This is a genomic window from Microcystis sp. M144S2 (genome assembly GCF_020246065.1).
Lineage (GTDB): Bacteria > Cyanobacteriota > Cyanobacteriia > Cyanobacteriales > Microcystaceae > Microcystis > Microcystis ichthyoblabe_A.
The window spans coordinates 1-14016 of sequence record NZ_JADBTR010000163.1; the positions used below are offsets into that span (position 1 = coordinate 1).

The window sequence follows — 14016 nt, forward strand, 5'->3', positions numbered from 1 at the left end:
CAAAGAAGTCAGCGATGAAACCCGACAGATAGATTTATTTTTTTCCCCCAATCCCGAACCCAACCCCGATTATCTGGGATTATTAGGCAGAATTGTCCTTAATACTGTCTTAATTGAACCCTATCGCAATCCTCCCAACCGTAGCGAGATTCGCAATTGTTTAGCGAAACTTTTGGCGATTTTATCCGAACTGCAAAGACAAGCTAAACGGGAAAATCAGAGCTACAATGAAGATAATGCCCCTCGTTTGTGGATTTTATCCCCTTCGGCTGGTATCACTGTTTTAGAAGGATTTGGGGCAAAGTTAAGACCAGATTGGCCAGAAGGAGTCTATTTTCTTCCCTCGCTTTATCGCACGGCAATTATCGCTATTAATCAATTGCCTGTGACTGCTGAGACTCTTTGGTTAAGATTATTAGGACGGGGAAAAACTCAAGACCAAGCGGTGCGAGAATTGTTAGAATTACCTCAAGGTAATGCTTTCCGGGAAAATGTGCTGGAATTATTGATTAGTTGGCGGGTTAGTATGGAAATAAATAACATCCTAGAAACTGAGGATAGAGAGGTGTTTATGACTTTATCTCAAACCTATCAGGAATGGAAGGAAGCAACTAAACGGGAAGGACGACAGGAAGGACGACAGGAAGGAAAACTGGAATCTATTCCCCGTTTGCTTGCTTTGGGTTTAAGTGTGGAACAAATCGCTCAAGCTTTGGATTTAGACTTAGAACAGGTCCGACGAGCTATTCAAGAAACTTCATGAAACCCCATGACTAATTTGCCAAAAATTACCTTGAACAATTACTTTCTCCCCTGGGAACCGTCGAAATCAGCAAAGAAGTCAGCGATGAAACCCGACAGATAGATTGATTTTTTTCCCCCAATCCCGAACCCAACCCCGATTATCTGGGATTATTAGGCAGAATAGTCCTTAATACTGTCTTAATTGAACCCTATCGCAATCCTCCCAACCGTAGCGAGATTCGCAATTGTTTAGCGAAACTTTTGGCGATTTTATCCGAACTGCAAAGACAAGCTAAACGGGAAAATCAGAGCTATAGCAAAGAGCGGGGTGGTTAGGACAATCAATCGCTGAAACCCTTGACCGATAAGAGTTTGAAAATTGAAAGCGTCCTAACTAACTCGTTCTATGCCATACAATGAAGATAATGCCCCTCGCTTGTGGATTTTATCCCCTTCCGTTGGTATCACTGTTTTAGAAGGATTTGGGGCAAAGTTAAGACCAGATTAACCAGAAAGAGTCTATTTTCTTACCTCGCTTTATCGCACGGCAATTATCGCTATTAATCAATTGCCTATCACTCCTGAGAGGTAGTGATTCGGTAAATACTCGGGAGCATCTCACTTGTGCGCAGAATACAAAGGTTATGGAAAAACTACTTGAACAATCCGAGTCTCCCCAAAAGGAAAACTTCGTACCTCACTATTAAGAAAACTGCTGTATCCAGTTTTCTTACCCGGTGTCCGTCAACCCCGATGAATGCCGATAGCTGGTTAAAACCAGTCAGATAAGGCGGCGAGAGTAACTAAAGACCATTTTTTTGGTAAGATCAAAGCTAAACTAACCATCACGCCCTCTTGAGGAAAGATTTATTTATGAGCGATATAGGGTTTATTTTGACGATAATCAACAATTTCCTGCAAATTTACTCGGTAATCCTAATTGTTAGGGTTTTACTGACTTGGTTCCAAAATGCCGGTTGGGCCTATCAGATTATGTCTTTTCTCAGTCCGATTACCGATCCCTATTTAAACCTCTTTCGCTCGATTATCCCACCCCTAGGCGGGATGGACTTGTCCCCGATTCTCGCATTCCTGCTGCTCAACGTTGTTCAGAGTGTCGTAGCCACAGGGGCCAGCAGTTTGGTCAGCAGCAGTTTCTAAATCCGCGGATCCACACTACTGGTAAAACCGGAAGCTTTGAATTTTTCCAGTCGCAGGGGGGTTGGTTGATTGGTAGAAACAGAAATTCTGATCTCGAAATCACTAATCCCCGGTGGCACTTCGGGAATTGCCCCCACCCGGCTACGATTTTGTAAAGCCGGTTCCCCGTTAGCATCGTAAATCCGACCAAAAACATCGGCATCATAGACGGTTTTTCCAGAATTATTTTTAGCTTTGCCGGTGATTAAAAAACAATTAGCCGGAAAACTGGTTCCCCCACTGGTGACACTCCCCTCGGCTAATTCGGGGGGACAGTCTTTATAAGATACATCTAATAGTTGAATTGGGGTCAAAGCTTGAGCAATAGGGATGATAAGCAAGCTAGACAGCCAGAAGAGAGCAGAAAGCAGTAAAACGGTGAGCGAGCGTGGTGTCATAGATCAGTGATTTTACGGTATGATTTCCCCAATACTTAGATTATCGTGGATCGTCACCCTTTGAAATCAGCTTTTTTAGGACTCTCATGGATCGAGATGAGATTGAAACCACTCTCAAAGCGGCTTTTCTCCAGTGTGAAGCTTTGTCCTGTCCTCTCAATCAACAACAAAAAGAAATTTTGTTAGAGGTGTTTTTTGAGCGAAATTCCCTCGCTGATGGCAATCCCCTCGACGAATTAACATCTATGCAAAGGGAGATTTTGCTGGAATTTATCCTCAAACAAGAACGGGAAAATTTAGCTTGGAAAAGTTCCCTCCTCAATGATTGGCTTAATGATCGCCCTTCCGGTGCGGTACAATTTATCCGCGATCGGTATGGCTTGGCTTGGTTGAATAGCATAAAACCGATTCATTGGCAAGAATATTTACAAAAATTAAGGTTAACCAGAGAAAAATTACAGGTAGGAGATGCGATCGAGGTGTCTAATGGATTATGGGAATGGATTCCCGCAGACGCTGCCGATAGTTGCGACTGGTTTCCCTGTGAGGTAATAGAAGTAAATGAAAGTGAAGATGATTATCGCCCTGTTAGTTGCCGTATTCGCTTTCAAAACGGTGAAGAATGGGAAATACAAGGAATATATCAGTGGAATCGCCCTAATTGGCGTTTTCTGACCTGAAGGAAGATCACTGCTCGGTTAAGTAGTCGTGCAAAATTAATTTCCTAGTGAAGATAGGCAAGAGGCAAGAGGCAAGAGGTGGTTAGATATGTGTAATTAATTTTGCTTAGGTACTTATCGGCTAAAATTTAAGATATGTAAAGAAGGGAGATAAATTTTATGGCCGCTAATGTTGAGATCTATACTTGGAGTTCCTGTCCTTTCTGTATCCGCGCTAAAGCATTACTCAAGAAAAAAGGAGTGGAGTTTACCGAATATTGTATCGATGGTGATGAACAAGCGCGAGCCAAAATGTCCGATCGAGCCAATGGCCGTACAAGTGTACCACAAATTTTTATAAACGATCAACACATCGGGGGCTGCGATGACATCTATGCTTTAGATAGAAGTGGTGGTTTAGCTCCCCTGTTGCAGAATTAAGGATAAAAACTATTAATGAAACTAGCCTTTATTATCGATCCGATCGAGCATCTCGATCCGGGCCATGATACCAGTGTAGCTATCATGGAAGCGTCCCAATTATTAGGCCATGAAGTCTGGATGACTTCCATCACAGATCTCAGTGCGATTGCGGGAAAAGCTTGGGCAAAACTAACTAAAATTGAACTGGTTCCTGTGGGGTTAAAAGATAATCATTGGGTGGCTGCATCTCAGTGGTATCAAAGACAAGAGACAGTTTTTACCTGCCTAGAAAACTTCGATTTTGTCTGGATGCGAAAAGATCCACCCGTGACGATTGCCTATCTTTATGCCACCTATTTATTAGATCTGATCGACCCACAAAAAACCCAAGTAATTAACTCAACTAGGGGTTTACGCCATGCCAACGAAAAGTTATATACTATTCACTTTGCTCAGGTAATGCCCGCTACAATTGTTTCCCAAGATAAAGCAACGATTAGGGAATTTGTCAATCAAAAAGGTGCGGCAGTTATGAAACCTTTAGGGGGGAAAGCAGGGGAGGGAATTTTATTTCTTAGTCCCGAAGATCGCAATCTCAATTCAATGATTGAAATTAGCACAAAATGGGGACAAGAACCGGTAATGATTCAAGATTATTTACCAGCTGCCAAAGAAGGAGATAAACGCATTATTGTCCTCAATGGTGAACCAATCGGGGCAGTTAATCGCATTCCCACTGGTTCGGAATTTCGCGGTAATATGGCAGTGGGTGGACGAGTGGCAAAAACAGAAATCACTGATCGAGAATTAGAAATCTGTGCCACTTTAGCCCCAAAATTACGAGAAGATGGCCTATATTTTGTCGGATTAGATGTGATTGGTGGCTACCTCACCGAAGTTAATGTCACCAGTCCCACTGGCATTCGCGAGATTGATCGATTAAACAATGTTAGTTTAGGTCAACAGGTGATTAAATGGCTAGAAAGTTTTGCTGGTGCCAAGGCTCTGCCTTGACACACAATATTTAAGGCTCTTAAAATATCCTTCAGGTAGAACATGGGAACGAGATAAGAGAGTAGGAAACTTCTATTTAATACTGCTCACTTAAAACTCAAATCTGATAACTGATAACTTACCCACTGATAACTGATAACTATAAAAAAAATGAATGCTTTATCAATACCGACGTGGATGGTTCATGTATCGAGTGTCGTAGAATGGATAGCGGCAATCTGGTTAGTCTGGACCTATAGCGACATCAGTAGTGATCGATCGTGGCGAATGTTATCTTGGGGAATGTTACCCGCTTTAATTGGGGCCATGTGTGCCTGTACATGGCATTTTTTTGATAATATCAGTGCCTTATCCTGGTTAGTCACCCTACAGGCAGCCATGACTGTCTTAGGAAATTTTACCCTCTGTGCTGCCGGTTGGTGGCTGTGGCGTTCCAGTAAAATTAGCGTTAACAATGAATAAAGAGAGTTTATTTGCCATTTCCCTGTTTCCCTATCTGGGGTTTCTTTGGTTTGTCACTCGTTCAGGAAAAATGCCCCGTTTAGCCCTAATTGGCTTTTATGTGCTGTTAATCTTCGTTTTTATCACCATTCCTGCCGGTATCTACGCCAAAATCCACTATGGTCAAGAATTAGCTAACGTCGATTGGTTACACGGCAGTGCCGAACTTTTCCTCACCCTCTCCAATATTCTCGTCGTCTTAGGTTTTCGTCAGGCAATTTTAGCCAAAAAGCACACAGGGAGCAGTGAACAGGGAACAGGGAGTGGATAATGGGAAGTGGGAAGTGGGAAGTGGGGGGTATTTTCAGGGAACAGTGGACAGTGAACAGTAATCAGTAATCAGTGAACTGACAACTCACATCTGATAACTGATGACTGATAACTGATAACTGATAACTGAATTGTGATACAATCGCCCCAGAAGGCCCCCGCGTCAGTCAAATATGTACCCGATTACACCGTCCATCAGTGTCAACGAACCAAACCCGCAGGCTGCCATCCAGACTTTATCGGTAGTGGTTCCCATTTATAACGAAGTGGACAGTATTCCCCATCTCGTGGAGAGTATCGCCTCGATTTTGCGTTCTTATCAAATTAACTACGAGATTATCTGTGTTGACGACGGTTCTAAGGACGGTTCCACCGAGGTTTTAACTAATTTAGCTAAAAATCGCGATGATCTCAAGGCGGTAATATTGCGACGCAACTACGGACAAACCCCCGCCATGGCTGCCGGATTTAATTATGCCACGGGACAGGTCATCGTTACCCTTGACGGCGATTTACAGAACGATCCCAATGATATACCCCTATTATTGGCCAAATTAGAGGAAGGTTATGACCTAGTGAGTGGCTGGCGCAAAAATCGCCAAGATGACCAGGTAAAACGGCTTTTACCCTCAAAAATAGCTAATTGGCTGATAGCAAAGGTAACAGGGGTCAAATTACAGGACTACGGTTGTTCTTTGAAAGCCTATCGAGCCGAATTAATCGCCGATATGAATCTCTACGGGGAATTACATCGCTTTTTACCCGCGTTAGCTTTTATTGAAGGGGCAAAAATAACCGAAATTCCCGTTAATCACCACGCTAGACGGTTCGGACAGAGTAAATATGGTTTAGATCGCACAATTCGCGTGATTATGGACTTATTTACTGTCTTTTTTATGAAAAAGTTCCTCACCCGTCCGATGCACATTTTTGGACTCTATGGACTGTTATCGATGGTAGTGGGGATTATTTTAGGCACTTATCTGACTATTCTCAAACTCGGTTTCGGACAAGACATCGGCGATCGACCTTTGTTAATCCTGGCCGTGTTATTCTTTTTAACTGGGGTACAATTACTCTGTTTTGGTCTTTTGGCAGAAATTTTGATGCGAACTTACCATGAATCCCAAAAACGTCCTATCTACCGCGTTCGTACTGTTGTCGAGAATAGGGGATTTTTCGGTGAGCAGTAATCAGTAAACAGTAATCAGTGAAAAGACATCTCGGAACTTGCCACTTAATATTGTTCACTGAAAACTCAAATCTGATGACTGATAACTGATAACTGATAACTGATAACTAAAAAAAATATGACTATTTGGGAACTTGATTTTTATTCGCGGCCGGTGGTGGATGAAAATAATAAAAAAAGATGGGAATTATTAATCTGTGAAACTCCGGCAACAATCGATCGCTCCTCCGATACAATATTTAAATATGCCAGTTATTGTCCTAATACGATGGTTAATTCCCAATGGTTATCAGAGGCAATTACTGCAGCTATCAAGGCAGCGGGAGTAACTCCCAAAAAAATTCGCTTTTTCCGTCGTCAGATGAATAACATGATTAGCAAAGCTTGTGAGGATATCGGTATTCCCGCTTCCCCTAGTCGTCGCACTCATGCTTTAACGAGATGGATAGAAGAAAGAATGGTTAATTTCTACCCCCAAGAAGTTGGTTATGATCAAAATTTAACTAAAACCGCTTCCGTGAATTATCCTCCTTTAAATGCTGTTCCCCTTCCCGATGCTGTCCGGGGAGATAAGGCAGATAAATGGGCTTTTGTCACGCTAGAATTGTCTTCTTTTAATGATTTAAAAGATTGGGATATTAGCTTCGGAGAAAATTTGCCTATACTAGGGATGGGATTAGATGAGAATCTAAAAATCCCCGGTTTAGTTATTTTTTCCCCCCGCGCTTTACCCCTAGCTGGTTGGATGTCAGGGTTAGAAATGGCCTATTTAAAGTTAGAAACCAGTTCCCGTCCCGTGCTACGTTTAGAAACGGGTGCTAGTGATAGTTGGATTCTCGTCAATGTCACTAATACCGAGACTTTAACCGAAGCCAAAAATTTTGAAGAAGCTAAACAAAAAGCCAATGATCTGCATTTTTTAGCCGTTCAATCTAACCCTGAATCGGAATCCTTCGCCGGTTTTTGGCTACTACAAGAAGGCTCTCAAGAGTAAAGTTTAGTCAAGGTGGGTTTTCAATCCACCCCTAGACAATTAACTTAAAAACATTGTCCGGTCCAACTACCGTGTAACCCGTAGGGAATATGATGTTTAAGATGGATAACCCCTAGGGAATTAGTGATATCTTTAGCATCTAAGATTACCATATTCGATCGATGATTGGCTGCATCGTAGGTGACTACCAATAACCAACCATCATCTTCAGCAATTCCATCGGGTTTAGGCACAAAAATTGGTTCACCCGCAAATCCCCGGGGAGCAAAAGAATGTAATTGTTTTTCTCCCGTTAATAAGTCCAGTTTTAAGATTGCTTGCAAAGGAGCATTACCAGTGGCATGATGAGTGGCAGCGATGTATAAATAACGGTAATCTCGACCAACTTTTGCAGGATTAATGCTGGGAAACTCACAACAATGCTCTAGAATACATTCTCTTGTAACGGTATTTTCTGATAAATTTAGTGTAAATCGCCACAGATGTCCTGGAGCTAAACTATCAAAATCTACCGATTGAAAATTGCTATTTGAATCCAGTTGTGGTAGGGATTGATAACAAATAGAATCAATATAAATTTTCTCCCCCCCTTCGACGTAGCTCGGGGCAAGTTGTTCAAAAGCATTGCTATGATGGAAGACAAAACCTGATGGAGTTTCTAAAACTTTCACTTCTCCTTTGTTAGGATCCCGGGGGATAATAATAATCTTAGTTAACTTGTCCGGTTGATTAATGACGCATTCTCCCGCACCTTTTAACCCAAAAAGAAAGGGAAAAGGATTATAACCAACCGGGTTTTGGAAAAAGATGGCGTAGTGGGGAGTAATAACAAAATCGTGGATAAAACAAAAGCCCGGTACACTGTGGGTATGACGACGTAATAACTTACCCGTGGGACTAATTTCGTAGAGAGTAATGGCACTCGACAAACCCGTTTTAATGGCAAAATTTACCAGACAAGGTTGATGATTATCGAAGATACAAGCGGGATCGATGCGAGGATGAGCGGCAAAAGAATCGCCTTTTTCCAAGATACCATCGAGATAGTCTAAACCAATAGTATCAAGGGTTTTAGCATCGAGGCGATGGGGTTCGGCCGCTTCCCAAAGTGCCAGTAATTTATCACCCCAGTAGATAACATTAGTATTAGCAATATTTTTCAGACGCAAATCAAAAGCATTGCCGAAAATTCCCCCCGGTTTTTTCGTGCCGAAAACACCGCGATAAAGGGGTTTTCCCGCTTTCTGTTCCTGGAGATAACCCTCAGTTTTAACAAAACGATTACGATAATGTACGCGCCCATGGTTGAAGCTAATCGCGCTGATCATACCATCCCCATCGAAGGGATGAGCGATCGCCGTGCCAGCGATATCGAGTAAACCGGGGCCGTTTTTAAAGACTGTACCCTGTAAATCGGGGGGAATTTGCCCCTCGATGTCTTCTACCTCGTAATCGTACTCGTTAGGTTGGGATTGATAGCCTTTTTGCCAATCCTGACGATTATAGGATTTTTCGCCAATTGTCGGAGTTAATACCATGGTAGTTTTAAGTTTATATTTACTTTTCTTAACATAACTTAAAACTACCAGAGATAAAAAGAAGGGGGTGGCTAATCATTTTTTCAGCCTATTTACCCCCTCCTTGCCGTCATGTTATTTAACAAACAACATTTCTTGATAGGTAGGCAGCGGCCAGAAATTGTCGGCCACTTCCCCTTCCAGTGTGTCAGCATATTCGCGCACCTTATCCATCAAGGGACGGATCGTTTGAGCGGAATACTGCATATGTTCCTCGATCGAGTCAAAATCGTCTTTAGCCATGGCCTCACTCAGTTTGCCAACGCTATCCATCATTAACTTAATCAGATTCGAGAGGGTTTGGGCGTTTTCCTTATTGATCTCGATGCCGATCGCCGCCGCATTAGAGATCGCCAAAGACAATTCCGACAAGTAGCGAACAGCAGCGGGATAAATAATCGTTTTAGCCATACTTACCACCAGTTCCGCCTCCACTTCGATGGCCAGCAAATACTGTTCCGCATAGACATCAAAACGACTTTCCAGTTCAACGGGGGTAAACACACCCATGCGGGTAAACAGTTCTTCAATATAATCGGCTTTCAGCACGGGTAAAGCATCGGCAGTGGTGCGCAGATTGGCTAAACCCCGCTCTTCTACCGCCATTTTGTGCCATTCCGGGGAATATCCGTTACCTCCGAAGATCACATTTCTGTGTTTGTCCATGATCTCCTTGAGAACAGCCTCGGCGGCAGTATTGAGGTCTTCCCCGGCTTTCATCCGGCTTTCTAGGTTATCCGCCACCCAAGTCAGGGAATCCGCTAGAATCGTGTTCATCGCCACCAGCGGCCCGGAAACTGACTGATTAGAACCCACGGCGCGGAATTCAAAGCGATTGCCCGTAAAAGCAAAAGGAGAGGTACGATTGCGATCGCCAGGGTCCTTGGGGAATACCGGCAGGGTATCGACACCGAGATCCATCAACCCCGGAGCATCAGAACCCTCAATTTGTCCTTGGCTAATTTGGTCGAATACCTTTTCTAACTGACTGCCCAAATATACCGAAATAATGGCGGGAGGAGCTTCATTTGCCCCCAAACGGTGATCATTGCTGGCGGTAGCCACCACTGCGCGTAAAAGCGCCCCGTACTTGTGAACGCCACGAATCACCGCCCCACAGAATAACAAAAACTGCATATTAGCGTGGGGAGTATCGCCCGGATCCAACAGATTGCCCTGGGTAGCGTTGCCGACGGACCAGTTAACGTGTTTTCCCGAACCATTAATTCCTGCAAAGGGTTTTTCATGCAGTAGGCAAACAAAACCGTGTTTTTTAGCCGTACTTTTCAGCAAAGTCATAATTAACTGCTGATGGTCACTGGCCACGTTAGCAGCCTCGAAAAAGGGCGCAATCTCGAACTGTCCGGGAGCGACTTCATTATGGCGGGTTTTGGCCGGAATGCCGAGGCGATACATTCTTTCCTCTACTTCCTGCATAAACACCTGAACCCGTTCGGGAATCGCGCCAAAATAATGATCGTCGAACTGTTGACCCTTAGCGGCGGGTTTACCAAATAGGGTGCGACCGGTGAGCAATAAATCGGGGCGACTATGGGCAAAATGAGCATCGACTAGGAAATATTCCTGTTCAGCGCCGCAGCTGGAGTTAACGGGGGCGACCTCCGTATGTCCTAAGAGCTTAAGCACCCTGGTGGCGGCTTTACTCATCGATGAAATCGAGCGTAAAAGCGGCGTTTTTTTGTCGAGGGCCTCTCCTGTCCAAGAGATGAAAACCGTGGGGATACACAGGGTGACACCATTATCCGTCTCCATGACGTAGGCCGGACTGGTGACATCCCAAGCGGTGTAACCCCGCGCTTCAAAGGTGGAGCGAAGGCCGCCGTTAGGAAAGGAGGACCCGTCCGGTTCCCCCTGTACTAAGACTTTGCCCGTAAATTCTGTGATCACTGAACCGTCGCTCTGCACGGAGATAAAACCATCGTGTTTTTCGGCGGTGGCGTTGGTCATCGGATAGAAGACGTGAGCATAGTACAGCGCCCCTTTGGACGTGGCCCAATCCTTCATCGCAGCCGCTACCGCACTGGCGATGGAAACGTCTAATTTTCCCCCGGTTAAAATCGTGTTTTTGACCGATTTGAATACATCTTTGGGAAGACTGGCCTGCATTTTGCTCAGGGTAAAAACATCGGTTGCCCACAGGGCCTCTAAACGCTGAGGAATTTTGCTAGGTAGGGGTTTACGATCCGTTACTTGAGAGATAGCTTGAACACGCGTTCCATAACTCATAAGTATTTTTCCTATTTTGTTGTGTCGTGGATGAAGGGTTACTTTACTTAGGCGATGACAAGTTTCCTACTGATTTTGATGTTGAATTCCGGTCAGAGGCTATTCTCCGCTTAATAATTTTGATCCCACGGCACAAGCTTCTCTGCGGTTTTTATCTGCTTGCGCCGGCCTCTTTTCCGATCAATGAGCAACACCAGCCTTAATCTTAAGAACAGATGATCGAGAGATTTGTATCAAACATTACAAATATCCTAAACCCGATCTTCCCCAAGCGATCGCACTGAGAAAACGGGTTTCTTTGAGAAACCCGTCTTCTGGACTTAAAAAAGCGATATTTGACAAAAATCGGGGGGGGGGGGGGTAAAATGCTGGTGGAATTTGCCCAAAATTGCCCATGAATTTTACAACTAACTTCAAATCTCTCTCTCTGGCTGGTGTTGTCTTCGCTGGCACAGTTAGCGCGATCGCTGGAATGACTATCCTCCCCGTCCAAGCGCTGCCGATCATCTACAATCCCACTCCAACCTTAACGCTTAATGCAGGCACTGCTACTCCCACGATTGGAGCCTTAGTCAACACTGCCAACGGCAATGGGTTGACTGGACCTGGAAACGCTTTGCAGCAACAGCACGTCGGAGGTACCGATTTGTCTAATTTCTGGGGAGTACGTTTAGAAATCGGGACAACTCCTGCTGATGTCAATCTTGATTTTGATTTTGGCAGTTCTGTGTTCTTAGATACCTTGGCTTTGTGGAATTACAACGCTTTTAATACCACAGCTACTGATCGCGGAATCAAGGATTTCACACTAATTCTCTCCAATAACTCCGACTTTAGCAGTCCAGTTTATGTATCAGGAACCCTAACACTTCCCGAAGGCACTTCGAACAACATACCTGCCACACTTTTTTCCTTTCCTTTAATTCAAGCCCAATATGCTAGAATTGATGTAGCAAACAATTGGTTCGTTGGTTGGACAGCACCAGGGCCTATTGGTCTCTCTGAAGTTCGCTTTGCCCAGACTGTTCCTGTTCCTGAATCAAGTTCTGTCTTAGGTTTGCTGGCTTTAGGCTTACTGGGGGCGGGAGCGGCATTTAGGCGCCATTGGAACTGAGAAAACGGGTTTCTTTGAGAAGAAAAGGGGTTTCTTTGAGAAACCCCTTTTCTGAACTTTTGGCAGATCGCCTTAATTATGGAATTAGTTGGATTACAATTAGTTTAAGTGCCATTGGAACTGAGAAAACGGGTTTCTTTGAGAAACCCGTTTTCTGGAACAATCAATTCAAAGCAAGGACAAACCCATGAAATATCGCGTCTTAATTGAGCAAGATGAAGATGGCATTTATGTGGCTGAAGTTCCCTCCCTACCCGGCTGTATTTCTCAAGGCAATACCCGGGAAGAGTTACTCGCCAACATTCAGGAAGCAATTGCTTTATATCTAGAAAGCCTAGAAGCGCACAATGAACCGATTCCACCACCAATTTCTGAGGAACTGGTAGAGGTTAAATTATGAGTGAACTCCCTCCTATCGCTGGTCGCCAAGTCGTTAAAGCACTGGGCAAGATTGGCTACGAATTAGATCGGCAGCGAGGAAGTCATATCATACTCAGACAAAAAGCCTATCCCTATCGACGCATCACCATCCCTGACCATCGAGAAGTCGCTAAGGGAACGCTGAGATCTATCATTCGTCAAGCGGGATTGACAGTGGCAGAGTTTAAAACTCTCCTTTAGCTTAATTTGCCAGAGTCGAAACAACCGCTCATAAATCGCCAATTCAAAAATATACTATTAAACAATGTAAACGCTATATGAGTCAATCTGCTACTGCAATCAATACTAAACTAATTGATTCCCTTGCTCAAATTATCCTTTCTTTAACTGACGAAGAACAACAGCTTCTCCTACAAAAAATTCAGCATCCAGCCTTATCTGATGTCGATTTTCATCAAGGTTTTCCCTTTGATGTTCAAATTCCTAATACAGAAACGCTCGCCGCCATTGAAGAAGTAGAAAAACATCCTGAGCGTCTTAAGCGTTATACTAGCGTTGGGCAGATGTTCGAGGATTGGAACAGTGATTAAGACAACCCAAGTGTGGATGCCTGACTTGATGCGTAGTGTCGAAGAAATTAAACTTGAATGGAGTTAAATATGGATTTTGTAGTCGCTCAGCTAGAAAACGGGTTTCTTTGATAAACCCGTTTTCTGGAGAAACAGGGCAAAATTATCGCCAGAGTCAAAACAACTGATCATCAAATCGACAATCTTCGAGACAATCACCGAGCTTTATTCCTGTCAATGATGCTAACAAAATATCTAAAACAAGCAATGGAACTGGCAACCTATGAAGTTCTAGAAGACGGTACTTTTTATGGAGAAATTCCAGGATTTGAGGGAGTATATGCTAATGAAACAACCCTCGAAGCTACTAAGGAACAGTTACAGGAAGTTTTGGAAGGCTGGGTTATTTTAGGACTACGCTTACAGCATCAGTTACCGATTGTTGACGGTATCAATCTAACCCCTCAACAAAAAATCGCCTGATGCCACCTTTTGCCCCCATCAAAAGGAAAGAGTTAATTCGCCAGTTGAGAAAGCTGGGATTTTCTGGTCCTCTGGTAGGAGGAAATCATCAATATATGGTGCAGGGAAAGATGAACTACCCCGCCGCAAGCGGACGGGGTATCAGAATCAAAATAGACTCAATTGTAGATTTTGGTGTAGCTGCAGGTATTCTTTATCTTGTTCTTTTACATATCTCGCTATCATACCTTCATCCCCATGCTTTCCTACC

17 protein-coding genes and 2 pseudogenes are annotated in these 14016 nt (G+C 43.8%); 15 read left to right on the top strand and 4 right to left on the bottom strand.

Annotation, left to right across the window (positions count from 1 at the left end; all coding sequences use genetic code 11):
* From IM462_RS18705 to IM462_RS18715, 3 genes and pseudogenes are all read left to right on the top strand, one after another.
* Window positions 1–763: RpnC/YadD family protein (locus tag IM462_RS18705; RefSeq protein ID WP_287702151.1), on the top strand; the 763-nt coding region annotated here is incomplete at its 5' end.
* 50 nt (window positions 764–813) lie between these two features.
* Window positions 814–1330, top strand: a pseudogene (locus IM462_RS18710) (hypothetical protein); the annotation flags it as partial.
* 287 nt (window positions 1331–1617) lie between these two features.
* Entirely contained in the window at window positions 1618–1905 is a 288-nt protein-coding gene (locus IM462_RS18715; RefSeq protein ID WP_002763635.1) for a YggT family protein, read from the top strand.
* Here the strand turns inward: IM462_RS18715 and IM462_RS18720 are convergent.
* Window positions 1902–2342 carry a hypothetical protein gene (locus IM462_RS18720; RefSeq protein ID WP_287702152.1) on the bottom strand — a complete coding sequence of 147 codons (441 nt, stop codon included), beginning with the start codon at window positions 2340–2342 and terminating at the stop codon, window positions 1902–1904. The genes IM462_RS18715 and IM462_RS18720 overlap by 4 nt on opposite strands.
* Before the next feature lie 86 nt (window positions 2343–2428).
* Here IM462_RS18720 and IM462_RS18725 point away from each other — a divergent pair, with 86 nt between their 5' ends.
* From IM462_RS18725 to IM462_RS18755, 7 genes are all read left to right on the top strand, one after another.
* A complete protein-coding gene (locus IM462_RS18725) occupies window positions 2429–3022 on the top strand; it encodes a hypothetical protein (RefSeq protein ID WP_287702153.1) in 594 nt (197 codons plus the stop codon).
* A gap of 159 nt (window positions 3023–3181) precedes the next feature.
* Window positions 3182–3442: a glutaredoxin 3 gene (gene grxC, locus IM462_RS18730; protein ID WP_002734665.1), complete on the top strand. Its 261-nt coding sequence runs from the start codon at window positions 3182–3184 to the stop codon at window positions 3440–3442.
* 15 nt (window positions 3443–3457) lie between these two features.
* Window positions 3458–4438 carry a glutathione synthase gene (gene gshB, locus IM462_RS18735; protein ID WP_287702154.1) on the top strand — a complete coding sequence of 327 codons (981 nt, stop codon included), beginning with the start codon at window positions 3458–3460 and terminating at the stop codon, window positions 4436–4438.
* Window positions 4439–4588: 150 nt separating this feature from the next.
* Window positions 4589–4900, top strand: coding sequence for a DUF2499 domain-containing protein (locus IM462_RS18740; protein WP_061430498.1), 312 nt, complete (start codon window positions 4589–4591; stop codon window positions 4898–4900).
* Window positions 4893–5210, top strand: coding sequence for a DUF3593 domain-containing protein (locus IM462_RS18745; protein ID WP_287702155.1), 318 nt, complete (start codon window positions 4893–4895; stop codon window positions 5208–5210). The genes IM462_RS18740 and IM462_RS18745 overlap by 8 nt, the downstream gene beginning before the upstream one ends.
* Window positions 5211–5382: 172 nt before the next feature.
* On the top strand, window positions 5383–6402 hold the full coding sequence (locus IM462_RS18750; protein WP_287702156.1) for a glycosyltransferase: 1020 nt from the start codon (window positions 5383–5385) through the stop codon (window positions 6400–6402).
* Between the two features lie 117 nt (window positions 6403–6519).
* Complete coding sequence (locus tag IM462_RS18755) at window positions 6520–7395, top strand: Tab2/Atab2 family RNA-binding protein (RefSeq protein ID WP_287702157.1); 876 nt, start codon at window positions 6520–6522, stop codon at window positions 7393–7395.
* A gap of 44 nt (window positions 7396–7439) precedes the next feature.
* On the opposite strand, the gene IM462_RS18760 is transcribed toward IM462_RS18755, so the two are convergent.
* Window positions 7440–8933 (bottom strand): carotenoid oxygenase family protein, encoded by a 1494-nt coding sequence (locus tag IM462_RS18760; RefSeq protein WP_287702158.1) that lies wholly within the window; start codon window positions 8931–8933, stop codon window positions 7440–7442.
* Between the two features lie 114 nt (window positions 8934–9047).
* Complete coding sequence (locus IM462_RS18765; protein ID WP_287702159.1) at window positions 9048–11219, bottom strand: glutamine synthetase III family protein; 2172 nt, start codon at window positions 11217–11219, stop codon at window positions 9048–9050.
* A gap of 394 nt (window positions 11220–11613) precedes the next feature.
* On the opposite strand from IM462_RS18765, the gene IM462_RS18770 reads away from it, so the two are divergent.
* The 5 genes from IM462_RS18770 (at window position 11614) to IM462_RS18790 (ending at window position 13766) form a co-directional block, all read left to right on the top strand.
* Window positions 11614–12333, top strand: a complete 720-nt coding sequence (locus IM462_RS18770; protein ID WP_002773679.1) for a PEP-CTERM sorting domain-containing protein — start codon at window positions 11614–11616, stop codon at window positions 12331–12333.
* Window positions 12334–12520: 187 nt separating this feature from the next.
* Entirely contained in the window at window positions 12521–12733 is a 213-nt protein-coding gene (locus IM462_RS18775; RefSeq protein WP_002734412.1) for a type II toxin-antitoxin system HicB family antitoxin, read from the top strand.
* Window positions 12730–12954, top strand: a complete 225-nt coding sequence (locus IM462_RS18780; protein WP_002733933.1) for a type II toxin-antitoxin system HicA family toxin — start codon at window positions 12730–12732, stop codon at window positions 12952–12954. Before IM462_RS18775 ends, IM462_RS18780 begins: the two co-directional genes overlap by 4 nt.
* Before the next feature lie 77 nt (window positions 12955–13031).
* Window positions 13032–13304 carry a hypothetical protein gene (locus tag IM462_RS18785; protein ID WP_002773681.1) on the top strand — a complete coding sequence of 91 codons (273 nt, stop codon included), beginning with the start codon at window positions 13032–13034 and terminating at the stop codon, window positions 13302–13304.
* A gap of 216 nt (window positions 13305–13520) precedes the next feature.
* Entirely contained in the window at window positions 13521–13766 is a 246-nt protein-coding gene (locus tag IM462_RS18790; RefSeq protein WP_002753457.1) for a type II toxin-antitoxin system HicB family antitoxin, read from the top strand.
* Window positions 13767–13913: 147 nt separating this feature from the next.
* Here IM462_RS18790 and IM462_RS18795 read toward each other — a convergent pair.
* Window positions 13914–14016, bottom strand: a pseudogene (locus tag IM462_RS18795) (IS200/IS605 family transposase); the annotation flags it as partial.

Excerpts from the sequence above, each read along its gene's own strand:
- IM462_RS18715 (WP_002763635.1), top strand. The coding sequence starts at position 1,618 with ATGAGCGATATAGGGTTTATTTTGACGATAATCAACAATTTCCTGCAA.
- IM462_RS18720 (WP_287702152.1), bottom strand. The coding sequence starts at position 2,342 with ATGACACCACGCTCGCTCACCGTTTTACTGCTTTCTGCTCTCTTCTGG.
- IM462_RS18725 (WP_287702153.1), top strand. The coding sequence starts at position 2,429 with ATGGATCGAGATGAGATTGAAACCACTCTCAAAGCGGCTTTTCTCCAG.
- grxC (WP_002734665.1), top strand. The coding sequence starts at position 3,182 with ATGGCCGCTAATGTTGAGATCTATACTTGGAGTTCCTGTCCTTTCTGT.
- gshB (WP_287702154.1), top strand. The coding sequence starts at position 3,458 with ATGAAACTAGCCTTTATTATCGATCCGATCGAGCATCTCGATCCGGGC.
- IM462_RS18740 (WP_061430498.1), top strand. The coding sequence starts at position 4,589 with ATGAATGCTTTATCAATACCGACGTGGATGGTTCATGTATCGAGTGTC.
- IM462_RS18745 (WP_287702155.1), top strand. The coding sequence starts at position 4,893 with ATGAATAAAGAGAGTTTATTTGCCATTTCCCTGTTTCCCTATCTGGGG.
- IM462_RS18750 (WP_287702156.1), top strand. The coding sequence starts at position 5,383 with ATGTACCCGATTACACCGTCCATCAGTGTCAACGAACCAAACCCGCAG.
- IM462_RS18755 (WP_287702157.1), top strand. The coding sequence starts at position 6,520 with ATGACTATTTGGGAACTTGATTTTTATTCGCGGCCGGTGGTGGATGAA.
- IM462_RS18760 (WP_287702158.1), bottom strand. The coding sequence starts at position 8,933 with ATGGTATTAACTCCGACAATTGGCGAAAAATCCTATAATCGTCAGGAT.
- IM462_RS18765 (WP_287702159.1), bottom strand. The coding sequence starts at position 11,219 with ATGAGTTATGGAACGCGTGTTCAAGCTATCTCTCAAGTAACGGATCGT.
- IM462_RS18770 (WP_002773679.1), top strand. The coding sequence starts at position 11,614 with ATGAATTTTACAACTAACTTCAAATCTCTCTCTCTGGCTGGTGTTGTC.
- IM462_RS18775 (WP_002734412.1), top strand. The coding sequence starts at position 12,521 with ATGAAATATCGCGTCTTAATTGAGCAAGATGAAGATGGCATTTATGTG.
- IM462_RS18780 (WP_002733933.1), top strand. The coding sequence starts at position 12,730 with ATGAGTGAACTCCCTCCTATCGCTGGTCGCCAAGTCGTTAAAGCACTG.
- IM462_RS18785 (WP_002773681.1), top strand. The coding sequence starts at position 13,032 with ATGAGTCAATCTGCTACTGCAATCAATACTAAACTAATTGATTCCCTT.
- IM462_RS18790 (WP_002753457.1), top strand. The coding sequence starts at position 13,521 with ATGATGCTAACAAAATATCTAAAACAAGCAATGGAACTGGCAACCTAT.